The following is a 25,410-nucleotide window of genomic DNA, read 5'->3' as shown; positions in this document are numbered from 1 at the left end:
ATACTACTCCCCTGCTTTAAAAAATAATTGAAATCGTTCCAATAGCTTCGTTTGTGAATGAAACACCTTAACAGCTGGGCCTTCGGGAGGATCATAACGATGAATTTCTTCATACTCCCGATGCATAATTTGTAAGCCTACATAAAATATGACGGTACACATTGTAAAAATCACAAACACTTTTATCGTATCTCGTATCATTCTATTCACCTAGCACTACTCCCTAAAATAGTTGTTTATTTAAAGATATGCTAGGTTAGAATCACAATATACTATTCAAATGTAACCTTTTTCAAGCAATTTGTAAATTATAACAAAAATAAAGTCCAACCCAACTTCAAACCAAAATATGAGAAAGTATTTAATAAATCAGGAGTTGAAAGAAACTCCAAACTAACTTCCCGGCTGTTTTCTTCAAGTATGTGCAATAATCGCCGTCCGGGATCGCTTCGGGCGGATGCTTTCCGTGGGCACGGCTTCAGCCTCTCCGGAAGAAACCCACTTCCGGTGAGTCTTCAGACACGTGCTATTCCCACTGGAGTCACCGCCCTGCGCTCACCCGGACTGGTAGCGCATCGATATCGTTTTTATTAATGGTGAGACTACGCAGTGCGACAGCACAAGGAGGCTCACCAGCTCCCCTTTGGATGCGCGAATTATATTTCCGGAGCGGGGAGACGCACAATCCATTTAAATACACTAATCCACAGTTTATATTTATGTAGGTATAAACTGAACTCATGCTAAGTTCATACTGCAAAAAATAAAAACCTTTCTCCATTTGGAAAAAGGTCTCTACTTATGTTGCTTTAACTGCTGCTTCTTGACATTGCTTGCATATTCCATGAAAGGTTAACCGATGATCTTTTACTTGGAATCCCCAATCATTTAATACAATTTTTTCAACATCTTCTAGTAAATCATTTTCAATTTCTTCAACGGATCCACATTCAATACATACAAGATGGTGATGGGAGTGCTTCGCGCCCTCTTTTCGTAAATCGTAGCGTGACACACCATCTCCAAAATTAATTTTATCAACAATTTTCAATTCAGAGAGTAGCTCCAATGTCCGGTACACTGTTGCCAGACCAATTTCCGGAGATTTTTCCTTTACTAGCAGATATACATCTTCTGCACTAAGATGGTCCTCTTCTCGCTCCAATAAGACACGAACCGTTGCCTCTCTTTGTGGAGTCAGCTTGTAGCTCTGTGCATGCAGCTGCTTTTTTATTTGTTCTATTCGATGTTCCACGGCAGTTCGCCTCCTCATTTCCCATCTTTATTATATGCACCTTTGATTTCTATGTCAAAGTATATTCTCACCTTTTAATAATAATAATTATAATATAACATTGATTATAGGTAAAGCGATTTAATTAATTCTTGCATTGCTTGATTGGATACATAGGCCTCAACTAGAGCTGCGGCAAACGAAACGACCAGCAATATTACGAAGATAATACTATACTTTGCTAGTGGCTGCAGTAATAATTGATGATTTTTGCGAGAAAATAATTTATTTATCAAAGTTAATGAGAATATCATTGAAATGGAACCAGCTGTAATATAAATTGGTATTACCAATATGTTCTGGGGCGCGATTGATAATGAAGCTAATAAAAGTCCTTGTAATCCAAGTTGGTTCACAATAAAGCCTACTGAAAAGCCAATAACCAATCCTTTTACGAAAATTAGCACCCATACAAGTGGTAATCCTATTACTGATAATCCTAATATACACAGTAGTAAAAGATACTTGGCATGGTACGTGAAACTTTGCCAGAGGATATCAATTTTATCGATAGATACACCTTCCGTTATTTGTCCAAAAAAACGTTCCAGATAAAAAAACAGATCCTGTTTCTGTATGAAACCCATACTGTTGACAATTACTGCTCCAAAAATAATTCCTGTTAAAAATAAAATAATCATAAATAGATAGATAGTAGCATGATTTTTAATATGTTCCCATACAAGAAAGCTGTTTTTATACATCGGAATCCTCCTGCTAAGATAGTCTTTAGTTAAAAACTATGAGGATTCCGAGATAAAAATACCAATTATCCTAGATTTCCAAATGAATTAGGAAGGACCTATGCTTCCATACTTCCCTCCACCACCTGCTTTTATAGGCAATTTTCCCTCACGCATTTGTATAATAGAATTCGCTAGCTTCTCTGGTACAACTTCTATTAAATTCTGATATGGTGTATGATGAATAACTTCCATTTCCGTTCCAAATGCATTTAAAAGCTTCTGAAATGTTTTTGGTCCGAGTGTTGGCAAATATTCAAGTGGAACTTGATACAAATAGTCAGGTCGTTCCACCTCCTGTTTATCCGTATTTTTTAATTCTTCAATACGGTCAGAAACACCTTTAATAATCTTTGTAGAACCACATTTTGGACATTTTGTAATATCTGTTGTTACCTGTTCAAAACAGTTGCTGCACACTGTCGTATGGTATTTTCCTAACAGTGGATTCATCCCAAAGTTACGTTTAATTTGCCTGCCGTCAACACGATGTAAAGCCCAGTTAAATTCTTTAAAAGTCGGATTCTGCATGACGACTTCCTGGTATTCTCTAGCAATTTTCGGAAGTGAATGCGCATCTGAATTCGTCACAAATGTGTATCGGTGAAGCTCGGATAATTGGTCTGCCATTTGAGTATCTGAGCTTAGTCCTAATTCAATTCCATCAATTAAATCAGGATCTAATACTTCTCCTAAGGAGCAGCGTACGCCTTTTCCGTATAAACTTTTAAACGGCGTAAACACATGGGCAGGAATAAACAATCCACCTAATTCCTTTACTTTATATTGGAGCTGCTTTGCTGATCCGTAATACCTCTGTGAACTTAACGTTATATTTTTCATTCGAGTTGACAACCACTTAGAAAAGGCCTCCATACTGGAAAGTGTCGGTAAATACACAAGTACATGAATCGGGCCGAGACAATTTTCATCGTAAATTTCAATTTCCGAACCGAGTATAAGCGTTACTCGTTCAAAGCGAATACCACCTTCTGGTAATTCGCTCGCCTCCCCATTATCAATCAGTGATTTTATCTCCTCCTGGACAGCAGGAGCGTGACAATCAATCACCCCTATCATATCTATTCCTTTATTTCTACTTGACTCCATTAAAATATTCGTTAATGTTAGGCTTTTTGCGCCTGTTATTTTTACTGGCTTTCCGTATTTATCACGGCCAATATGAATATGCATATCAGCAAAGTAGACGTTCAATCCTAAAGCCTCCCTAAGGCATGCAAATAGAGTATCGCATAATTTGTTTTGGCATCATGGATGCGTTCTTCAACGACATATTCTTTCGCTTCGTCTAGTGTTAATTCTAGCACTTCAACGAACTCGTCATCATCCCCTTTTGGTGGATTCTCCATTTTGACTAACTGATCTGTAACATAAATATGAACTAATTCGTCAGCAAACCCTGGTGATGTATAGAAGGAAGTTACAAATGAAAGATCATTTGTCGTATACCCAGTCTCTTCTTCTAGTTCACGTACTGCTGCAGCCAGTGGATTTTCATTTAGATCAAGTTTACCGGCAGGAATCTCAATTAGCGATTTTTCCAATGGCTTACGATATTGTTCAACAAAAATTATTTTATTATCCTTCGTGATTGGAATAACCGCTACAGCACCTGGATGCTTGACGAGTTCTCTTTTTGCTGTTTTACCATTCGGTAACGTTACATCATCCACTTGCAAACTGATTATTTTTCCGTTAAATATTTCTTCGCTTTTAATTGTTTTCTCTTCAAACTTCTTCATTATTTACCACCCTTATTAACATTCTTCCCCTATTGTAGCATACGAAATCTCAGGTAGCCGGTATAAAAAGTTTGTCTTCTATCACAGCTCTCCTTACAATTAAAATAAATACTGCAATGTAGAAACGGAGTGGAGATAATGAAGAAAAACAGATTAGGAAAATCCGATATTATGATTTCAGAGCTAACTTTAGGCTGTATGTCACTTGGCACCGATGTAAATAAAGCGAAGGAAATTATCGATGTTGCGCTTGATTATGGGATTAATCATTTAGATACTGCGGATTTATATGATTTCGGTAAAAATGAAGAACTTATTGGTGAAGCAGTTAAAAATAAAAGAGATCAAATTGTACTGACGACAAAAGTCGGCAATCATTTTGATAAAGAAAAGAAAACTTGGTTTTGGGATCCGTCGAAAAAATATATCGAACAAGCAGTTAAGGATAGTTTAAAACGGCTGCAGACAGATTATATCGACTTTTATATGTTGCATGGTGGAACAATTGATGACCCGATCCATGAAACAATTGACGCTTTCGAAGAATTAAAAAAGGCAGGCCATATTCGTGCCTATGGAATTTCTTCAATACGTCCAAATGTTATCCATGAATATATTGAGCATTCGTCTATTGATGGTGTAATGACACAATATAGTTTGCTCGATCGCAGGCCAGAAGAAACGACATTAGATCTCCTTCATTCAAACGAGGTTAGCGTACTGGCGCGTGGACCACTAGCCAAAGGAATGCTAAGCAACGATGCCGGGAAGGTTATTGAAAGAAAAGGAAATGAAGGGTTTCTTGATTATTCCTATACAGAGTTACTGGAGGTACAGCAAGGTATTTCACACTTAATGCAGCATAAATTATCTCAGAATACACTTGCATTAAAGTATGTTCAAAAACACCCTGCAATAGCAACAGCTGTCTTCGGGGCTAGCCGGGTGGAACAGATAAAAGAAAATGTCGAACACCAATACACAGAGCAATTAACAACAGCGGAATATAACAAGTTAAAACAACTGACAAAAGCCAATGTGTATACGAGTCATCGATAAATCTTAAAACCACTTATAAAAAGAGCGAAAAACAATCATCCGTGATTGCTTTTCGCTCTTTCATTATTCAATATAATTCAATTGTGTATTGCTTGTTGAATAGAAATAAACGGATTTAGAATACCTTCCGGACTTGAAAGTCGGAAAACACCATTTCGAATATCTAGTTTCATGTCTTCCGAGAAGAAAACAGCTTGTCTGCTATCAATGAATGTTGGAATTATTGTATTACTCGCAAGCTCTTGATAATAATCCTGTTTTTCGGAAACCAATTGAATTGTAGGAAGTCCATTCACACCACATCCACATCCCTCTGTATCGTACCATAAAACTAGGCTACTATCATTTGTTCTTATATCCATTAGTTTCTGTTCAGCTTCAAGTGTAATTGTTAACTTCATGGTTAAGTTCCCCTTTTCATATTATAATCATCCCGTTTTTACTTTTTATTAAAAGAGCTACGCAAGAGTTTCTCCATAAGGCCAGGAAATAATCGATAAAAAACACTTCCTGCTTCCATCCAGAAAGGCATATTAATTTCCCGCTTCTTTGTAAATAAATAACGAACAATGGTATTAGCAACTTGCTGAGGATCAAGCATATAACGATCCACACTCTGCCTGTAGCTTCCGCTCGGATCAGCCACTTTAAAAAAATTAGTGCGGACAGGACCGAGGTTAACAGCTGTTACATAAATCCCTTTGCTATCCATTTCTTGACGCAATGTATTGGTAAAACCAATTACAGCGTGTTTGGATGCGCCATAGGCAGCTGATTTTGGTGTGGAAATTTTCCCTGCTTGCGAAGCGACATTTATAATATGCCCTAGCTTATATTGATTGAAGTGAGGAATTAACAACTGCGTGATTCGCATTAACGAAAAAACATTTAACTGGAACATCTCATGCAAATCTAGCCATTTCATATCTTCCACAGCATCAAAGACACCAATCCCTGCATTATTAATCAAGCCATGTATTTGTTCATGCTCAGCTAAAATGGTTTGGATATTGAAGTCTATGTCATCATTATCTTGTAAATCAACTTTATAGATATAACTTTCTGTTTGCAATTCCAATTTTAGGTCCATTTGAATTGCTAATAGTTTATCTTCAGAACGTGCTAGCATAATTGGTATACCACCATTTTCTGCTATCTTCTTGCACAACTGTTCACCAATACCGCTTGATGCTCCTGTAACAATAATCTTTTTAGAGTTAAGTGCCGTATGAATCATATCAAATCGTTCCAATCTTTTAATTGAAATTCAATACCATATAGTTAAATAGAGTCATAACTTTTTATTATTACTAATTCTACCGTCCTTCATTACATACTTCAATTTTAACGATTTTTAGTAAGGCAGTCTTTGCTTGTCTAAATTGACTTTTAGCGTAAAATCTAACACAATTATAAAGAGGTGAAATGTATGACAATGATCATCGCGCATCGCGGCGCTAGCAAACTTGCTCCAGAAAATACGATGCCAGCATTCGAGCTAGCGCTTCGTATGAAGGCTGAGGCAATTGAAACGGACGTACAGTTAACAAAAGATAATATCCCGGTTCTAATTCATGATGAGCATGTAAAACGAACAACAAACAGTTATGGTTACATAAAAGATTATCACCTTGCAGAATTAAAACAATTAGATGCGGGCTCGTGGTTTTCGAAAAAGTTTGCAGGCGCAACAATTCTAACACTGGAAGAATTTCTGCAATGGATGAGTGATACGCCTCTGCACTTACATCTTGAACTGAAAAATAATAAAATAGACTATATGTATTTGGAACCAATCGTGTTTGAACTGCTTAATCAATACAATGTTGTAGATCGGACAACTATTTCAACTTTCAACCCAAAAAGTGTACAACGTTTTAGCCAATTAAGCTCAACGATTGAAATTGGATTGCTGACATCGCGTAAAATCAATAATTTAGCACGTTATGCAAAAGAGTTAGGTGCAAAAGCAATTCATGTTAAATATCGATTATTAAATAAAGCATTAATTCAAAAATGCCAGCAGGAGGACATGCGAGTTCGTGCCTATACTGTTAATCATTTTTCACCAATGATGCGATGCTTCCGGCTAGGCTGTGATGGGATATTTACAGATGTACCAAATAAAGCACTACTATATCGAAATAAATTTTAAAGGGTTGTTCAATAAGTCCGGTAAAAATGACACAAATCGAGATCAGTAGACCTTCGCACAGAACGTGCCAGTGTCGGCGTCGCAAAAGGACATTTCGATCTTTGACGACCTCGGTTCTTTTTATCCTTCTTTTTGAACACGCACTTAAAATAGCACGAAACGGAATGTTAGATGGAGGATTATTATGGAAGTAATATTTCTTGGTACAGGCGCAGGGGTTCCTTCTAAAGAGCGCAATGTATCAGCAATAGCATTATCGCTATTACAGGAGTTAAACAGCATTTGGCTGTTTGACTGCGGAGAAGCTACACAGCATCAGATTTTACGGACTAGCATTAAACCTAGAAAAATAAATAAAATTTTCATTACCCACTTACATGGAGACCACATTTATGGTCTGCCTGGTCTTTTAAGCAGTCGCTCCTTTCAAGCTGGAGAAGGATTATTAACCGTATACGGCCCTAAAGGAATCTCAGAATATATTCATACATGCTTAGACATCAGTGGTACACATCTCAACTATCCACTAAAAACAGTAGAAATTAATGAAGGCATTATTTTAGAAGATGAAAAGTTCACTGTCCATGCTAAACTGCTGGATCACGGTATTCCAAGTTATGGATTCCGCATAACAGAAAAAGATAAAACCGGAGAGCTACTCGTTAACAAACTAATGGATACCGGGATTGAACCAGGGCCAATTTATAGTCAAATTAAAAACAATAAAATGGTACAATTAGAAGACGGCCAAACTTTATATCAAAAAGACTTTATCGGTCCTAAAAAAGAAGGACGGGTTATTTGTATACTTGGCGACACACGAAGTCAAAAGGACTATGGTGAGTTCGTTGAAGGCGCCGATTTACTAATCCACGAAGCTACTTTTACGAGTGATAAAGCAGAGTTAGCACAAAGCTACTTTCACTCCACGAATACAGAGGCTGCAACACTTGCTGCTAGAAGTGGTGTAAAACAGCTACTATTAACACATATTTCTTCGCGTTATCAAACAGAAGATGATCAACAAATAATTGAGGAAGCTCGGGAAATTTTTTCCGAGACCTATCTAGCAAAAGATTTTTCCCGGTTTCTTATAGCAACCAAAAACTAGAGGAGCGTTTTTTTATGGAATACATCGAAACAATTGTAAATAATCAACGAGCTTTTTTTCAAAACGGAAATACCGTAGATTATACTTTTCGCAAAGATAGATTAGAAAAGCTAAGAGAAATGCTAAAAAAGCATGAAAGCAAAATCTATATGGCATTGAAAAAGGATTTAAATAAATCAAAACATGAAACATTAACAACGGAACTTGGGTTTCTTTACTCTGAAATTGATGTAGCTATTAAAAATCTCAGGTACTGGATGGCTGCCGAGAAAGTGCCTTCCCCAATTACACATAAGGGCTCCAAAAGTTATATTATGAAAGAGCCTTATGGAGTAGTGTTAGTGATTTCACCTTGGAATTACCCGTTACAGCTAGCTTTAGCCCCTGTTATCGGAGCAATCGCTGCCGGAAACTGTGTTATTATAAAACCGTCAGAGCATGCAAAAGCAACTTCCATGCTTCTGGCAGATATGATAGAGGGCGCATTCGATAGTTCGTACGTAACCGTTATTGAAGGTGGACAGGAAGTAAGTACTGCATTATTGAAACAACGTTTTGATTCAATTTTCTTTACTGGTAGTTCAGAAGTTGGAAAAATCGTCATGCGTGCGGCAAGTGAGCATTTAACACCAGTTACACTTGAGCTTGGTGGTAAGAGCCCAGCTATTGTTGATGAGGATGCAAATATTAACCTTGCAGCGAAAAGGATTATTTGGGGGAAATTTACGAACGCTGGGCAAACCTGTGTTGCCCCAGATTATGTATATGTCCATGAGTCCGTTAAGTTTAAGCTGCTTAAGGCAATGAAAAAGTATATCAAATCATTTTACGGGAAAGATCCACTTCGGAACAGTGATTATACGAAAATCATCAATGAAAAGCATTTTAATCGTCTTGAAGCATTCCTGACAGATGGCACGGTATTACATGGCGGTAATTCAGACCGGGAATCACTCATGATTGAACCGACGATATTGGACAAAATCACCTGGGAAGACTCTGTTATGAAATCAGAAATTTTCGGACCGATTCTGCCTGTGCTCACATTCACAAATATTGAAGATACACTTTATAAAATTAAAAAAATGGAAAAACCACTTGCACTATACTATTTTGGTGATAATGAAAAAATGCAGCAGCAAGTTATGGAGTATGTTTCCTTCGGTGGTGGATCCATAAATGATACATTATATCACTTAGCAAATCCTCACCTTCCATTTGGGGGAGTTGGTAATAGCGGAATAGGGGCTTATCATGGGAAACACAGCTTTGATACCTTCTCCCACAAGAAAGGTATCTTAAAACAAACAACAAAATTCGATTTACCTTTCCGTTACCCTGGAAGCAAACTAGCAGAAACAGTAGTGAAAAATATGATAAAATAGCATGCAAAATCCCGCACCTTTAAGGTTGCGGGATTTACTTTTTATAGTCATCGAGAAAGTCTTTTTGAAAACTTGTTCTCGGCTGTGCATTATCTTTTTTTTCGTTACCTTCCAATTGCTTGAAAGGATTTTTCCCATATTTTTCTGCCAAATCATCAATAACAGCGTAAAGTTTCTCTTTTTTTGCTTCATTCTCATAAGTAAATAGGTCAAGCTGCTGGCCAAGCTGCTGTTTTTCCTCTACATCTTGAACCGTAATCCCTAATAGACGTATTGGCTCCCCATTCCAATGCTGTTCGAATAATTCATTCGCTATAAAAAGAATATCCGCCTTCTGATCAATGTACGTTTGCAGCTTCCTGCTTCTTGTAATGGTTTTACGATCATGATAGCGAATTGTAATTTGCACACTTCTTCCGGCTGCGTTTTTACGTTTCATTCTCCTTTCCACATTATCTGCCAGCAGACGCATTAAGCTGTTAATCTCATTCCAGTCTATCGTGTCATCTGGTAAGGTTTGTGAACTTCCAATACTTTTAAATTCATAAATTGCATCAGGATCAACAGGTCTTAAATCGATACCATTCGCTCTGTTTTTCAATCGCTCTCCATTAATCCCAAGCAACTGCTTCAGCTCATAGACATCCTTTTTAGCTAAATCTCCAATTGTTTCAACATGAATCGTATTTAATTTATTCGCTGTTTTTTCTCCAATACCGTACATTTCTCCAACTGGTAAAGGCCATAATGTTTGGTCTAGCTCTCGCTTTCGCAAGACCGTTATTCCCAGTGGTTTTTTCATATCCGATGCCATTTTAGCTAAAAATTTATTGGGCCCGATTCCAATACTGCAAGGTATATCCAATTCATTTAAAATGCTTTGCTGGAGATTTTGTGCAATTTCCAGCGGCGTTCCTAGTGCATCTGTATCTGTAACATCCATATACCCTTCATCAATCGAAACAGGCTGAACATAAGGAGTAATTTCAGCAAGCATTTTAAAAATTTCTTTAGAAGCAAGCCGATAACGATCAAAATTAGGCTTCATAATAATAAGCTCTGGACAAAGCTTTCTTGCTTGCCAAATCGTCATCGTTGTTTTTACACCTTTTGCTCTTGCTTCGTAGCTGCTTGTCACGATAATTCCTTTGCGCTCCTCAGGGTTTCCAGCGATAGCTAGTGGCTTTCCTTTTAAATTCGGGTTATAAGCCATTTCAACTGATGCATAAAAGCAATTCATATCAATATGAAAAATGACTCTTCCTTTTTTCTGTTCAGAAATTGCCATTATTTTTTCCATCCTTTGTTAGCATTGTTACTCTAGTATATCATAAATAGAAAGACCTCCTATGTGTTGACGACACATAGGAGGTTGACTATTCTAGCTATTGGCTGCCTCTTTTATTATTGCGGTAACGAGTTCGGCTACTTTGACTAGATCAGCCACAGCAATGCGCTCGTTTGTTGTGTGTATCCCTTCATAACCTACTGCTAAGTTTACGGTTGGGATACCAAAACCCGCGATTACATTCGCGTCACTTCCCCCACCGCTTTTTAGCAGTTTACTTTCTCGACCAATTGATTCAGCAGCTTGACGAGCTACTTCTACTACTTGGTCACCAGCCCGTTGATTGAAACCCGGATACATTACTTTCACATTAACCTCAGCAGATCCGCCATATTCTGCTGCAGTGTTTTCAAAAGCCTCTTTCATTTTAGCTACTTGGGCTTCCATTTTTTCAGGTACGAGTGATCTTGCTTCTGCGAGGATTTCAACATGGTCCACAACGATATTCGTTTGTTTCCCACCTTCAAATCGACCGATATTAGCCGTCGTTTCCTCATCAATTCTTCCGAGCGGCATCTTCGAAATAGCTTTTGCAGCAAGTGTAATCGCTGATATACCTTTTTCAGGCTCTAATCCTGCATGTGCTGTTTTCCCTTTAATAACAGCAAACACCTTTGCTTGTGTCGGTGCAGCTACAACGATATCACCAACTTCACCATCACTGTCAAGCGCATAACCATATTTAGCTTTAATGCGAGAGCGGTCTAACTCTTTCGCTCCGACTAAACCAGATTCTTCTCCAACCGTTATGACAAATTGGATATCCCCATGCTGAATATTATTTTCTTTTATAACACGTATTGACTCCAACATAGCTGCAAGGCCTGCTTTATCATCCGCTCCTAAAATAGTCGTGCCATCTGAAGTAATGTAGCCGTCCTTAATTGATGGTTGTATTCCTCTTCCAGGTACAACGGTATCCATGTGGGATGTGAAGTAGATGGTATCAGCGCCCTCCACATTTCCTTTTAATGTGCAAATTAGATTCCCTGCACCATGGCCGGTCATGTCTTTGCTTCCATCTTCGTACACTTCTACACCTAGGTTTGTAAATTTATCTTTTAATACTTCAGCAATTTCCGTTTCAAATTTCGTCTCGGAATCAATTTTTACAAGCTCGATAAATTCTTCTACTAATCTTTCTTGATTTACAGTTATCATATAAAATCCTCCTATCCTAATATATAGGCTACTATAAGTTGAGCATTTTTTACAGCGAGATATTCCAATCCATTTCTAATGAAAAACAGGTAGGCTCTTTTTATGACTTGTCCATAATAGGTTTTCAAGTTAAAATATTCAATAGGAATGTGTTTTTAGAAGGAGGTTCTCTAATGGCTGCAAATTCAAATTATAAATCGGCTCCAAGAAAAAAATCAAAACGTGAACGAAGAAATAAAATTATTGTTTATATCATGATTATTTTAATGCTCGTGTCGACCTTGACTGCTGGATTGGCATTTATCATCTAATTTGATAAAGGCATTTTTTAGGAAAGTGTTTTGCTTCCTTGGAAAGCAAGTTTTCTTCCTCTGCTATACTGATGCAGATATCAAAAGTGTCATAGCTTCCTATCTGCCAAACAGGCTGGATTTTTCCAGCCTGTTTTTTTATGATGAAGCTTTAAATGGGTAGATTTGAAGTTCCTTTGCTTGTTCAAAGTGCTCCGAAATAATTTCATCTAAAAGCTGCTCCGCATCTTTATTCGCTATATCAATGTCTAGCTTTTCAGCTGATTGAATAATCTTTGCCTCATATATCTCATTTTTAATTTCATGTACTTCTTTTCCTTTTGTCATAATTCCTAATTTTGCCGCTTTCTTTGTTAGCGCAGCTTTCCTAATTTCAGTTTTCAATGCGTTAGAATCCTTTCCTTGCACAGAAACTCCTAGCTCAATTGCTTTTTGCTTCATTAGAATTTCATGCACTTCCCGAGCCAATGCATCCGGCTCTTTCCCCTTCAACTCAACATCAAGTTCTTTAGCTTTTTCCATTACTTTAGCATGATAAATTTCCTCTTTTAATTCTTCCGTTGATTTCCCCTCTGATTCAATATCTAACTTCTTAGCAGCTTGAAGAACCATTGCCTCATATATTTCCTTGGCAAGTGTTTCATCGTCCTTCCCCGCCATATCAATCCCTAATTCTTTAGCGTGCAGCTTTAACAATGCTTTACTTTTGAAAAAACGCTTATCCGTTTCCTGTTTTTCATTGTGATTGCCAAACGATTTCCAAACCACATCCTCATGGAAGGAAGCTGAAATACTTGGCATCTGCCAAATCATACCAGTCATAAATACGGCTGTTAACAAGATTTTTTTCATCATTCTTTATAAACACCCTTTCATTATTTTTGCCATTCTATAGGTTGCCCAGTTGAGGTTGAAAAATAAATGACTTTTTATAAAGTTGTGAGACGCATGAGTAACAAAATAAAAAAGCTTTATCGGTTAAGAGAATTACCCAAAACCAATAAAGCAAAATCGTATCCCTATATTAGCCAGCACCTTTAGTTAAAGTAGATATGTTAACCAAAATACCGGCAGAAATTAGTGTAAATAATAAAGAAGATCCTCCGTAGCTTACGAGTGGCAACGTGATACCTGTAATTGGAAGCATTCCAGAAACCGCACCTAAATTAAAAATGGCTTGGATCATAATTTGAAATGTAATCCCTATCGCCAATAGCTTTGCAAACATATCTTTACAATCCTTCGCAATCCTTATTCCTCGAAGCATGATGAACAAATAAGAACCCAAAACAATAATCAGGCCAAATACTCCTATTTCCTCCAAAATAATAGCCATAATGAAATCCGTATGAGCCTCTGGTAAATAACCTAATTTCTGAACACTGTTACCAAGACCTGCTCCCCATATTCCACCTGTTCCAATAGCAATATAAGAGTTCACAAGTTGGTAGCCTGAACCTAAATGGTTTTCAAACGGATTTAAAAAGGAGGTAATGCGTTCAAAACGGTAAGCTGATGTAAAAGCGAAATAAATAACTCCAATTAATCCAACACTGCCTAAAATAAACAAATGAATTTTTCTTACGCCGGAACAAACGACAATTATTCCGCATACGAATAAAATTAATGCAGCGGATCCTAAATCAGGTTGTTTCAATATTAATAAAAACATAACCCCCAAAATTAATAGCGGGGGTAAAACACCTTTTTTAAACTGATTGATATAGGCTTGCTTCTGTGAATAAAAATAAGCAAAATAAATGATCATGAATAACTTGATCGGCTCAGTAGGCTGAAAAACAAACCCTCCAAGCTGTATCCATCTCTGTGAATTATTACGTTCAACACCAATTCCAGGCATTAAGATAATGATTAGCAATAAAATGGACATGAATATGAAAGCTGGGCTTAACTTACCATAAAGCCGGTAAGGCAAAATTGCTGCAATAGAAAAAAAGAACAGGCCGATCAGCAACCATTGAATCTGTCTTGAAAAAAAATAATTGGCATCTCCATAATGGACATATGAGATTGGGTAACTAGCGCTATATACCATGATTACACCAAACCCAGCCAATAATAAAATGCTGATTAGCAATGAATAATCTATTTTTCTAAATTTGTTTCTAATAAAAGTTGTCATGATTACCACCATATCTTTCAGATGAATTAAACACCATCACTAAATATATATTTTTTAGACCGCATACGAACACTGCAAACTAAGCCTAATGCAATCATGTTCGTTATTAGAGCGCTTCCCCCATAACTAATCAATGGTAAAGCAAGCCCTGTTATTGGCATTAGACCGATTGTCATAGCTATATTTTGAAATACTTGAAAGGCAATTAAACCAATAGCCCCTACACATATATAAACACCAAGCAAAGTGTTCGATTTGTGAGCAATTTTTAAAATCCGATAAAACAATAAGAAATATGTAAAGAGAAGTAAACTTGCACCTACAAATCCGAAATCCTCACCAATTACAGCAAAAATAAAGTCGGTATGCGCTTCAGGTATTTTCCCCATATTTACCTGTACACCTTGATTAAACCCAGTACCAGTTAATTGCCCCGATCCAATACCTAGCATTGATTGCTTTAGTTGATATCCGTATCCCGAAGAATATTTATCTGGACTTATCCAAGCATAAATCCTCCCAAGCTGATGCGGCTTAAAAATTTGTGTAAATAGATCATTTTTGTACGTGTAAAGATACATAAGAAATCCAATAGCACTTGTCATAACCGTAACACTTAACATAATCATCTTAAACGAGATACTGGAAATAAAAAATAAAGTTAAAGCAATGGAGATTATTATTAGAGAAGAGCCCAAATCAGGCTGTGTATAAATGAATAAGATAGGAATAATGGTTATGATGCCGATTCTTATTACTACCGGAATACTCTTTTTGAAGGAAATTCTATCTTCACCTATTTTTTTCAAATATACAGCTAGATACACGAGCAAGAATATTTTCATAAATTCTGATGGCTGCAATTCAATGAAACCTAGGCTAATCCATCGTTGTGATCCGTTCTTTTCTACACCAAATAAATGAACCAGCAGTAAAGAAAAGACCCCGATCCAATATAGTGGTTTTGCCAATTTCTCCAACAGCTCATAATCAAAAGCTGCTACTCCAAACATGATTGCTATCCCGATGCAGTACCAGATAATTTGCCGAAGCACATAGTATCCTGATTCCCCATATTGTCCAGACCCACTGTACACAGCGAAACAACTAAAAATTAAAAGAACTAAAATAATGAATAATAACTGATAGTCTAATGGACTATTTTTTTTCTGCATGTTCTAATCTTTTACCCTTTCAAAAATTTAAAACAAAAAAGCATCTTAAAATTTCAATAGAAACATTGTATATTTAACAATTAGTACATCATCAAGAAAACCGATAGCAAACATATAATCAGGAATCATATCAATCGTCAAAATAAAATAAATCAAAGCTCCACCCAAAAGTGTAACCTCTGTTTTTGTACCCTTTTGCAGACGAAATCGATGGTACATGTCTTCCAATTGCTGAACAAACGAATTTGCAGAGCCAGCTTTTTTAAGCTTTTCTTTAAAGCTTGTAATAATCATTCTTCGCCCCTCATCAGTTTGACTATATTCCTGATGCACTTTTAATTCTTGCTCGATATTTTCCATTGTCAGTCTTTCCTCTTCAATCTGATATGCGGCAAGTAATTTTTTGGTATATTTAAGCTCCTCCTCAACACCAGTACGATTTTCTTCTTCGTTATCTTTTGAACGATAACCAGCAGCTTCAATTAAATCGACTACTGGAACTTCAAGGCCTTTGGCAAAGTTTTCTAAATGATTTAAATTAGCTTTTCTTTTCCCATTAATAATTCGTGATATTGTCGCTGTGTCAATATCCGTCAACTTACTTAAATGACGCATTGACATTGATTTATCCTGTAACAATTCTCTTATTCGTTTACCTAATTCATTATTTGCACTTTTTATGTCCATTCTCTCATCCTCTCTATCAATCAATAATCATATTAAATTCTGTGTTTAAGGATACACATTATGTTGTACTATACCTTCACGTTGACAAAAAGTCAACACAAGGGTCAACGGTTTTTAAGGCATAATTAAGAGACCCTTGAACTTTTCAAGGGTCTCTATCACGATAAGATATTAACAATGATTATTAAACGCCATCGAAAAGATTCATACTTAAATAGCGTTCACCTGTATCAGGCGCAATACAAACTACTCTTTTTCCTTCACCTAGCTTTTTAGCCACTTCTATTGCAGCATAAACTGCTGCCGCACCAGAAGGCCCAATAAAAATACCTTCTTCCTGTGCCAATCTCCGTAATAAACCAATCGCTTCTTCATCGCTGATTTGAATAATTTCGTCATACACACTTGTATTCAATATATCTGGTATAAAACCAGGACTGGTTCCGACTAATTTATGCTTGCCCGGCTTCCCTCCCGAGAGGACTGGTGATCCTTTTGGCTCTACAACTGCTATATGAATTCCAGGAATTTTCTGCTTCAATATTTCGCCAGTTCCGGTTACTGTCCCTCCAGTTCCAGCTGTACAGACGAATGCATCCAGTTCCCCATCGGTCTGCTCCATAATTTCCAGCGCAGTTGTCGTTCGATGAATATCCGAATTGGCAGTGTTTTCAAATTGCTGCGGGATAAAGCTTCCAGGGATTTCCGCTTGTATCTCCAGTGCCTTTTTAATGGAACCTGGCATCTTCTCTTCACTTGGAGTTAATACAACCTCTGCACCATAAGCTTTTAAAATATTCCTTCTTTCCATTGTACTATTATCGGGCATGACGAGTATTGCTTTATACCCTTTAGCAGCTGCAGTCATCGTAAGGCCAATTCCTGTATTTCCGCTCGTCGGCTCAATAATCGTGTCTCCAGGCTTAATAAGTCCCTTCTCTTCTGCAACTTTAATCATATTAGCTGCTGCACGATCTTTCACACTCTTACTTGGATTAAACATTTCCAGCTTAATATAAATATCTGCTGCGCCCTGTGGAACTAGCTTATTGAGCTTTACTAATGGCGTATTACCGATTAATTCTGTTACATTATGTACTACTTGCATAATTAACCTCTACTTTCCATTCTGAATTATTTATTTAGTAACCTCGTATCAAGTGAAATATCTGGATTCATATCCGTAATAACCTCTAAAAATCGATCTTGATTTTGTGGAGAAATCGAAAATATATCATACCTTCCACATCTAATTTGAATACGATCCATCGATAGTGCTGGCGCTGTTAAAGGTGACTTCGATTTCATGATAACTTCAATCTCATTTATTTTTATTGTTTGGCGGATTGGACCATAATGAATTTTAATTTTTCCACCCTCTATTTTATAACCAGTTTTAAACCAAAACCATAAAAGAAATAGCCCTAAAAGCAGCATGATAAAAGCGGAAATCAGCTGTGCTTTTATTAGTGGTGTGATAAATCCGAGCAAAGCAATTCCCCAGATTACAATCGTTAACCATTTATCCTTTTTCGAAGGGAAATACATTCCATTTCCTCCTCCACTACGTAGTACTTAAATAATTATTGTTTTGTAATCTTTATTATAGACATTTCTTGCAGCCATTACCATTATTTATATCTAATGAAAATCTTTGATCTTACTTCATTACAAATAATTTCTTTATAACGAACTATCTGGAAAAATAGTTTGTTTCTTAATAAAGAACGAATTTGGTTTAAAACATTCCAACCCCGCTTAACTACAACAGAAACCATTTTCTTCAGAGAAATAAATACCCCAGCTTTTTTGTTATATACCCCACTGCCGTATACCGGAAATGTAAAAGGTCAAAAAAATCCCCTGTATATTTGCATACAGAGGATTGATTCGAAATAAAGCTTTATATTAATTTTGCTAAATTTTTAAATTCTAATTCCTCAAATTTCATTGAAACTCTATCTTTATCATATTTCCATAATGCCGTGTCTAATGAACAGCTGATTGGAACATCACATTTAATCAGAGCTAATGACCTTGATAAGTGAAGCATGTCCAAATTGTTGTTAATTTTTGTTTGAACACCTTTTGGAAGCTTATCTATATTATCTAGCAAATTATCAATTGTTTCATATTCCTGCAAGAGCTTTAATGCCGTTTTTTCGCCAATGCCTTTAACACCTGGATAGTTATCAGCGGTATCACCCATTAGTCCTTTTAAATCAATAATTTGCTCTGGAGAAATTCCCTTTTTCTCATAAAAATTATGACGATCAAACACTTCGTAGTTTCCTTGTCCTTTTTTCATGATCGCAACACGGATGCCCTCATCAACAAGCTGCAGTATGTCCTGATCACCAGTAAGAATTATTACTTCATCTGTTTTGCTATAGATGCGCGCGAGAGTTCCAATACAATCATCTGCTTCAAAGTTTACTAAACCAATGTTTGGCATATCAAATGCTTCCACTACTTCTTTAACCAAATCGAATTGTGGAATAAGTTCTTCTGGCGGCGCATCTCGGTTTGCTTTATAGCCTTCATACAACTCTGTACGAAAAGTCTTGCTGCCCATGTCCCAGCAGCATATTACATGTGATGGTTTAAATGTATCGACTGCATCTAAAAAGTAACGCATAAATTGATAAATACCATTTGTGGGAATTCCTTTACTCGTTCGCATGAAGTTCCCTCTAAAAGATGTTGCAAAAAAGCCACGAAACAAAAGGGCCATTCCATCAACGAGCAATACATTTTTTTTATCCATATTTTAACACTTCCTCTAATGCTTTATAATCGACTTTAACTGTTTCTGCTTTTCTAGCAGAACTGGTATATCCACTGTAGATTGCAGCATTTTTAAATAATTATCTACTTGCAAGTGGGCATTTCGTTCCGCTTGCGCACGAATATTTTCAACAAGGCTATCCAATTGATTTTGGTAAGAGCTTTGCATGAAAGAATGATTTGTATCTAAATATTGCTGTGCACAAGGTTTTATTATAGCATACATCTGTTCCTTCATAAATTCTTTTTCATTTTTTTCAAAGAAAGCTTTCGTGCCTTTGTACTTAGAAAATACAGCATTAAATTGATTGGAATCAATGTCAGATAAACCTTTTTGAAAGGCTGGTGTATCAATTTCCAGCTGTTTCATATCTGGCAGTTCAAATAATGAATCGCTCTCTACACTTTTACCGGCCAAAGCCTGGAAGAATTCATTTAATTGCTCGTGCATATAGGACTCTATTCGAAGCGACACAGCTTGCAGCTCTTGATGAAGCTCAAAAGCAATGTATTCGAGCAAATTATCCAAGCTTTCTCTTAGCTGATTTTGTGCTTTCTTCCCTGATTCGGTAATGGTTGTCGGATTATACATTTCTTTGAACATATCATGAAAACGAATTGATAGTCTTTCTAAAACATAAAACAATTGCTTTTCTATTTTTTGAGCAATTTGATCCTGATAAACTGAAGCATCATAGGCATTAATTTCTGATACCAGTTTATTTGCCTTCGTTTTTATATCATTTGCCCTAGTTTCTTTCTCCTGATGGTCCATGTTTATGGATTGGATATAATTATCTAGTGTGTGGCTCGTTCTTCCCATATCACGAATTGCTGATTCAATTGTGAGAGACGAAAGGTCATGATATATAAACTGGTAAAAATCAGCTTCCAGTTGCTGCATTTGTTTGTTAAGCGATTGTTTTGCTATTTTTTGTTCCAATGATGTTTTGCTTGAAACCGGGTAGAGCCTTGGAAGTCGGATACCTAATTGTAATAATTGTCCTTGCACATAATCCGTTACGAGCTTTAATTCTGCTTCGTCAGCGGCTAAATCCGACGCATTGACAATAAAAAACATTTTATCTAACTGAAATGCTTCTTTTACACGTCCTAATTGCATCAAAAAGTCTTTATCTGCGCGTGATAAAGCGTGGTTATAATAGGTTACATAAAGAATTGCATCTGCATGCTTAATATACTCGAAGGCAACGTTCGTGTGCCGTGCATTAATGGAATCTGCTCCTGGTGTATCAACAAGTGTAATCCCTTCTCTTGTAAGTGCACAATCATAATATAGGCTAATGGATTCGATATAACAAGCTTTCGTCTCGTCTGTTACATAGCTTGCAAACTGTTCAAGGTTAATCGTAATATCTTTCCCGATAAAGTTTCGATGAACCTCGTAACCTTTTAACATAGCATGTAAATAAGCTTGATACATCTTGTTTAATTGCTCACTCTTCTCAAGTTCATTTGCTTTAACCCATTCAATTAGTTCGTCAAACTCTGAACCTTTTGGTGATAACTTCTTTGTAATCATTTGTAAGTCTCGGGCTAACATTGCTTGATCTTTTAAGGTAACGACAACAGTACCGTGCGGGTGTTTATCATTAACAGGGCAAATTCTGTTCACTGTTGCAGTTGTTGGGTTTGGTGAGACAGGCAATACTTTCTCACCCATCAACGCATTTGCAAACGATGATTTACCAGCACTAAATGCCCCGAAAAGAGCTATCGTATAGGAGCGGTTTCTCAGTCGATTTGCTTTCTCCGATAAGTCTGTCTTTAAAGACTCAAATCCTGGCAACTCACGAATCAGTTTTATCGTCGATTCAATGCTCTCAACGACATCCTCCATTTTCATTTCCTTCGTAAAACCATTATTCTTGAAATCCTTTTCGCTAGGTTTATTGTATTCTATAGTCGAGACTGTCCTTTTGTCTGCCACTACCCTAATTGGTTTGGGCTTCCTTTCTAATGCTTGCTTAACTAATTCCCATCCGGACGCATCAACTTTTGGTTCACTATATTGTCTCTCTAACTTCGCATATGCTGCTTGCCATTCTGATTGCAGCTGTTTTATTGTTTCACTTATATTCTGTTGTTTTTTGAAATGAGTAAAATTATGCTCATGGACTCTCTTTGCATCCTCATTCTTTTTAACAATTAATGATTGCATAACATGCAATTGTTTTCTTGCAAGCTGTTTATATATGCTTTTAATATTTGCCGATACATCATTCGTATAATTTAATACATAATCTCCATTCACTTTCGCACCAGGCTTCATTAATTGCAGTAGATGGTCAAGCTCGTATGTAACCACCATCCCATTAATTTCATTTTGAAGGGAAGTATCATGTATAGCATATTTTTTCAACAATACTAGTAGCTTATCGCGAAACTTCCATTCAATAGACTTGTGCATGTTTTCTTTTAATAGAGCGAGAAATTGTTCTGCTCGTGTATTTTTTTCCTCTTTCGTTTTCTTTTTCGATGCAAATAGCCCGACCTTAAAATCGGATTGCTGTGATTCTAAAAATAATTGTGCTTTATCCCTAAGATTTGCTGGCATCAAATAGGCATTATTTAATGTTTGTTGCAGCTCTTCAAAAAATTCCCGCTCAAATTTTATCGGTTCATTCTCTAGGTATAATAATTTTTCTTCTGTTGCTTCAAGTTCATCTAAATACGAATCATCGGATCTCGTCGCTTCACCGGCTGTTAGATCATCAATCAGGGATTCATATTTTGTTGCAAGAAATGACCGGTGCTCATCCATTACTTGTCGTACGGATTGTTGAATATGAAGATATTTTGGACGGTCTGGCCCCATCATAATAAATATTTTTTCTTTGATTTGCTCAAATGCGTTATGCGCTATATTCGGTTCTTTTAGTGAAGTATAATAGATATTATTTGGCTTTAAGTTCCATTGATCAAACGTTTGTTTAATACTTTTGTCGAACGATACAAAACGTAGTTCCTGTTCATCATGCTTGTCAATTTGGTTAATAACAACAAAATAAGGCAATTTTTTCTCTTGAATTGACTTCAAGAATTGTAAATTAACCTCTGATTGTACATGATTATAATCCATCACATAAAATAAAACGTCAGCTAAATGTAAGGATGCCTCTGTCATAATTCGATCTGCATCATCTGCAGCATCAATACCAGGTGTATCAATAAGTGCAGATCCAACAGGTACGATTTGTTTACCAGTGCTTATTTCTATTTTTTTAATTGCCTCTTTATCCTTTGAATATTCCTTAATCATTTCAATATCATATGGTTCTTTGTATTCAACAGGCTGCTCTGTCGTAAAAAACACCCTTGCAACAGCATCACCTGAAGTAATTTTAACAACGTTTGCACTGGTAGGTATTGGACTCTTCGGTAAAATTTCTTCTTCTAACAATGCATTAATCATTGAAGATTTCCCGGCTGAAAAGTGTCCAGCAAAACTTATTATCAGCTCCTGTTTTTGGTACTTTTCATAAATGTCAAGGATTTTAGATGCATTTAAATGATCCCCGTTTTGTTTCATCTGGGCATACAAAGCAACTAGCTGTTCTGCATTTAACGACTCTTTTCTATCTTTTACGATCACGGTATTCATGTCCCCTTCTTCCACATCCCAATTTAAAGTCTATTATACGAAATTAGTCATTGGATTGCCACAAATTATAAAAGCGATTTCACAAATAAGGTTATTATTGATTCGCAAAGATAAGTTTGTTTATTAGTTTACATAATATTATTATGGTAATCTAAATGATTAGGAATTCATAGTTAAAAACCTAGAAACATGATTATCTTAGTTTCTAGGTTTTATTTGTCATCTCAATTTTATAATCACCTGTTTATACAGGATATACACCATGCTTTCTTTCGGTGAATGTTACATTTTTAGCTGCATAAACGGAAAAACGGTTCACTAGCTCCTGTCTTAATGTATTTGGATCGATTACGGCATCGATTACCATTTCAGATGCAAGTCGGTAAACATCAATATTTTCTTTATATTCATCTTGCTTTTGTTTAATAAATGCGGCACGATCCTCTTCCGGTAATTGGGCAATTTTATTAGCTTCCACAGCATTTACTGCTGCTTCTGGTCCCATTACCGCAATTTGTGCATTTGGGAAAGCTAAACAGCAATCTGGATCAAACGCTGGTCCTGACATCGCATAAAGACCTGCACCATATGCCTTCCGAACAATGACCGATATTTTTGGTACCGTTACTTCGCTCATCGCTGAAAGCATTTTAGCACCGTGCCGAATAATACCTTGTCTCTCTACCTTTGTTCCTATCATAAATCCTGGTACATCTGTTAAGAATAATAGCGGAATATTAAAGGCATCACAGAGCTGGATAAACTTTGCTGCTTTATCAGCAGAATCCGTAAATAAAACGCCGCCTTTTACGCGTGGCTGGTTTGCGATAATGCCGACAGAGCTGCCCTCAATCCGTGCAAGCCCGGTAATTAATTCAGCTGCAAACTTCTTCTTGATTTCGCAGAAACTGCCTTCATCAATAATTCGGTCAATTAAATCATACATATTAAATGGAGCATTTTGGTTTTCTGGTACGATATCAGTGATCGACTTTTCAAATGCTGGAACAGGTTTCGCTTCAACATTAGTCGGCTTCGACCTGAAATTAGCCGGAAAATAGCTTAAATAGTTCTGTGCATAGTGTATTGCCTCTTCTTCCGTCTTCACTAACACATCACCAACACCAGAAACTGAACAATGCATGACTGCACCACCCATTTCCTCTAATGATACCTTTTCTCCGATTACTTTTTCTGCCATTCTTGGTGAACCTAAATACATGGAGGCATTCCCATCAACCATGATCACAATATCACAAAACGCTGGTATATATGCTCCTCCAGCCGCAGATGGTCCAAACAGCAAACATACTTGTGGTACTCTTCCCGATAATTTAATTTGATTATGGAAAATTCGTCCTGCACCACGTCTGCCTGGAAACATTTCGATTTGGTCGGTAATTCTGGCACCTGCAGAGTCTACCAAATAAATCATTGGCAGCTCAAGCTTCATTGCTGTTTCTTGAATCCGCAATATCTTTTCAACCGTTCGCTTCCCCCACGAGCCGGCCTTTACTGTCGAATCATTGGCCATCACACAAACGTCCTGATTGTTGACTTTTCCAATTCCTGTAACAACCCCATCAGATGGTAAATCGTCGTCCAGGCAATTCGCAAAAAATGCATCTTCAATGTTCATCCCGCTATCAAATAAAATCTCTAATCGTTTTCGGACAAAAAGCTTCCCTTTTTCTTCATTGCTTTTATGGTACTTGTCTTTTCCGCCTTTTTCTATTTTACGCATTCTCTCCTGCAATTCTTCTAAATAAGACATGTTGCATCCTCCTCACTAAATACCTTTATATAATGGCTTCCTTTTTTCCTTGAATGCTTGAAGCCCTTCCACTCTATCTACTGTCGGAATGGTTTCCGCATAGCATGCACGTTCAATGTCTAATCCCTCTTTTATATCTGTTTGCGTACCATTATTAATAGCTATTTTCGCCTGTTTTAAAGCAATCGGCCCGTTGGAAGCAATGGTTTTCGCTAACACCAATGCATCTGTTAACAGGTCTGCTTGTTCAGCTGTTTGTTCAACCAGGCCAATAGAGATGGCTTCTGAAGCATCGATTGGTTTCGCAGTAAATATCAAACGCTTAGCATGCCCTGTTCCAATAAGACGAGGCAACCTTTGAGTGCCGCCTGCGCCTGGAATGATGGCTAGAGATGTTTCCGTCAAGCCTAGTTTAATATTTTGTGCAGCAATTCGGATATCACATGAAAGGGCTAATTCTAAACCACCACCATAAGCAGCACCATTAATTGCCGCAATTACGGGCATATTCATCCCTTCAATTGCGGTTACGGTTTCCCCTATGTAACGAACCGCCTTCATTACCTCATCTTCTGACATTCCCTTTCGTTCTTTTAAATCTGCACCAGCGCAAAAAGCTTTCTCGCCTGCCCCCGTAATAACCGTACAATAAATCGATTTGTTTTGGTTAATTTCTTTTATTGCTTCGTTTAATGCAACTAATAATGCATGCGATAGCGCATTCGCAGCTTCTGGTCGGTTCAGCGTTAGGACAGCTACATGCTCCTCATGTATGTTGATCGTAATTAAATCCGACATTTATCCTCATCCTTTAGAAGGTTTATTTTAGGCTTATTTTTATTCTAATCGCAATCATCTGCATTTCCTTCACAACCTGTCCGTGCCATTT

General features: G+C 37.0%; 24 protein-coding genes. 5 read left to right on the top strand and 19 right to left on the bottom strand.

What is annotated here, in order from left to right; genetic code table 11:
* Positions 1–3: 3 nt before the first annotated feature.
* The 5 genes from NST46_RS15670 to NST46_RS15650 form a co-directional block, all read right to left on the bottom strand.
* Positions 4–201: a DUF4227 family protein gene (locus tag NST46_RS15670; protein WP_095308889.1), complete on the bottom strand. Its 198-nt coding sequence runs from the start codon at positions 199–201 to the stop codon at positions 4–6.
* 598 nt (positions 202–799) lie between these two features.
* Positions 800–1,255, bottom strand: coding sequence for a ferric iron uptake transcriptional regulator (fur, locus tag NST46_RS15665; RefSeq protein WP_095308886.1), 456 nt, complete (start codon positions 1,253–1,255; stop codon positions 800–802).
* A 104-nt stretch (positions 1,256–1,359) separates the two neighbouring features.
* Complete coding sequence (gene spoIIM, locus NST46_RS15660) at positions 1,360–1,998, bottom strand: stage II sporulation protein M (protein ID WP_303449709.1); 639 nt, start codon at positions 1,996–1,998, stop codon at positions 1,360–1,362.
* Between the two features lie 87 nt (positions 1,999–2,085).
* Positions 2,086–3,252 (bottom strand): endonuclease Q family protein, encoded by a 1,167-nt coding sequence (locus NST46_RS15655; protein ID WP_251658868.1) that lies wholly within the window; start codon positions 3,250–3,252, stop codon positions 2,086–2,088.
* A 2-nt stretch (positions 3,253–3,254) separates the two neighbouring features.
* Positions 3,255–3,800, bottom strand: coding sequence for an NUDIX hydrolase (locus NST46_RS15650; RefSeq protein ID WP_095308884.1), 546 nt, complete (start codon positions 3,798–3,800; stop codon positions 3,255–3,257).
* Positions 3,801–3,938: 138 nt separating this feature from the next.
* Here NST46_RS15650 and NST46_RS15645 point away from each other — a divergent pair, with 138 nt between their 5' ends.
* Positions 3,939–4,859, top strand: coding sequence for an aldo/keto reductase (locus NST46_RS15645; protein ID WP_341137461.1), 921 nt, complete (start codon positions 3,939–3,941; stop codon positions 4,857–4,859).
* 77 nt (positions 4,860–4,936) lie between these two features.
* Here NST46_RS15645 and NST46_RS15640 read toward each other — a convergent pair whose 3' ends face one another.
* Positions 4,937–5,260, bottom strand: coding sequence for an iron-sulfur cluster biosynthesis family protein (locus NST46_RS15640; protein ID WP_095308881.1), 324 nt, complete (start codon positions 5,258–5,260; stop codon positions 4,937–4,939).
* 38 nt (positions 5,261–5,298) lie between these two features.
* A complete protein-coding gene (locus NST46_RS15635) occupies positions 5,299–6,111 on the bottom strand; it encodes an SDR family NAD(P)-dependent oxidoreductase (protein ID WP_341137460.1) in 813 nt (270 codons plus the stop codon).
* Positions 6,112–6,288: 177 nt separating this feature from the next.
* Between NST46_RS15635 and NST46_RS15630 the strand changes: the two genes are divergently transcribed.
* From NST46_RS15630 to NST46_RS15620, 3 genes are all read left to right on the top strand, one after another.
* Entirely contained in the window at positions 6,289–7,014 is a 726-nt protein-coding gene (locus NST46_RS15630; RefSeq protein WP_340001956.1) for a glycerophosphodiester phosphodiesterase, read from the top strand.
* A 184-nt stretch (positions 7,015–7,198) separates the two neighbouring features.
* A complete protein-coding gene (gene rnz, locus NST46_RS15625) occupies positions 7,199–8,125 on the top strand; it encodes a ribonuclease Z (RefSeq protein WP_118890429.1) in 927 nt (308 codons plus the stop codon).
* A gap of 14 nt (positions 8,126–8,139) precedes the next feature.
* A complete protein-coding gene (locus tag NST46_RS15620) occupies positions 8,140–9,510 on the top strand; it encodes an aldehyde dehydrogenase (protein WP_251658866.1) in 1,371 nt (456 codons plus the stop codon).
* A 34-nt stretch (positions 9,511–9,544) separates the two neighbouring features.
* Here the strand turns inward: NST46_RS15620 and NST46_RS15615 are convergent, their stop codons facing one another.
* Positions 9,545–10,798, bottom strand: coding sequence for a DNA polymerase IV (locus tag NST46_RS15615; RefSeq protein WP_095308875.1), 1,254 nt, complete (start codon positions 10,796–10,798; stop codon positions 9,545–9,547).
* A 93-nt stretch (positions 10,799–10,891) separates the two neighbouring features.
* Positions 10,892–12,019 (bottom strand): M20/M25/M40 family metallo-hydrolase, encoded by a 1,128-nt coding sequence (locus NST46_RS15610; protein WP_303449720.1) that lies wholly within the window; start codon positions 12,017–12,019, stop codon positions 10,892–10,894.
* A 173-nt stretch (positions 12,020–12,192) separates the two neighbouring features.
* On the opposite strand from NST46_RS15610, the gene prli42 reads away from it, so the two are divergent.
* Positions 12,193–12,330: a stressosome-associated protein Prli42 gene (prli42, locus tag NST46_RS15605; RefSeq protein ID WP_095308872.1), complete on the top strand. Its 138-nt coding sequence runs from the start codon at positions 12,193–12,195 to the stop codon at positions 12,328–12,330.
* 138 nt (positions 12,331–12,468) lie between these two features.
* Here the strand turns inward: prli42 and NST46_RS15600 are convergent, their stop codons facing one another.
* The 10 genes from NST46_RS15600 to NST46_RS15555 form a co-directional block, all read right to left on the bottom strand.
* Positions 12,469–13,185, bottom strand: coding sequence for a hypothetical protein (locus tag NST46_RS15600; protein WP_341137459.1), 717 nt, complete (start codon positions 13,183–13,185; stop codon positions 12,469–12,471).
* Positions 13,186–13,354: 169 nt separating this feature from the next.
* Entirely contained in the window at positions 13,355–14,473 is a 1,119-nt protein-coding gene (gene ftsW / locus NST46_RS15595) for a putative lipid II flippase FtsW (protein ID WP_341137458.1), read from the bottom strand.
* Positions 14,474–14,499: 26 nt separating this feature from the next.
* The gene (gene rodA / locus NST46_RS15590; protein WP_341137457.1) at positions 14,500–15,648 is read right to left on the bottom strand and encodes a rod shape-determining protein RodA; all 1,149 of its coding nucleotides are present in this window, start codon (positions 15,646–15,648) and stop codon (positions 14,500–14,502) included.
* Positions 15,649–15,693: 45 nt separating this feature from the next.
* Positions 15,694–16,335 (bottom strand): helix-turn-helix domain-containing protein, encoded by a 642-nt coding sequence (locus NST46_RS15585; RefSeq protein WP_341137456.1) that lies wholly within the window; start codon positions 16,333–16,335, stop codon positions 15,694–15,696.
* A gap of 184 nt (positions 16,336–16,519) precedes the next feature.
* Positions 16,520–17,443, bottom strand: coding sequence for a cysteine synthase A (cysK, locus tag NST46_RS15580; protein WP_341137455.1), 924 nt, complete (start codon positions 17,441–17,443; stop codon positions 16,520–16,522).
* A gap of 26 nt (positions 17,444–17,469) precedes the next feature.
* Positions 17,470–17,883 carry a PH domain-containing protein gene (locus NST46_RS15575; RefSeq protein ID WP_118890422.1) on the bottom strand — a complete coding sequence of 138 codons (414 nt, stop codon included), beginning with the start codon at positions 17,881–17,883 and terminating at the stop codon, positions 17,470–17,472.
* 355 nt (positions 17,884–18,238) lie between these two features.
* Positions 18,239–19,102 carry a 5'-3' exonuclease gene (locus NST46_RS15570; protein ID WP_341137454.1) on the bottom strand — a complete coding sequence of 288 codons (864 nt, stop codon included), beginning with the start codon at positions 19,100–19,102 and terminating at the stop codon, positions 18,239–18,241.
* 15 nt (positions 19,103–19,117) lie between these two features.
* Positions 19,118–22,747, bottom strand: a complete 3,630-nt coding sequence (locus NST46_RS15565; protein WP_341137453.1) for a dynamin family protein — start codon at positions 22,745–22,747, stop codon at positions 19,118–19,120.
* A gap of 244 nt (positions 22,748–22,991) precedes the next feature.
* Complete coding sequence (locus NST46_RS15560; protein ID WP_341137452.1) at positions 22,992–24,521, bottom strand: acyl-CoA carboxylase subunit beta; 1,530 nt, start codon at positions 24,519–24,521, stop codon at positions 22,992–22,994.
* Positions 24,522–24,536: 15 nt separating this feature from the next.
* A complete protein-coding gene (locus NST46_RS15555) occupies positions 24,537–25,319 on the bottom strand; it encodes an enoyl-CoA hydratase (protein ID WP_095308860.1) in 783 nt (260 codons plus the stop codon).
* Positions 25,320–25,410: the final 91 nt, after the last annotated feature.

The organism is Oceanobacillus sp. FSL W7-1309 (assembly GCF_038002145.1).
GTDB classification, from domain to species: domain Bacteria; phylum Bacillota; class Bacilli; order Bacillales; family Amphibacillaceae; genus Oceanobacillus; species Oceanobacillus profundus.
The sequence above is the reverse complement of the archived record's forward strand: the minus strand, read 5'-3'. Positions and strand labels throughout refer to the sequence as shown.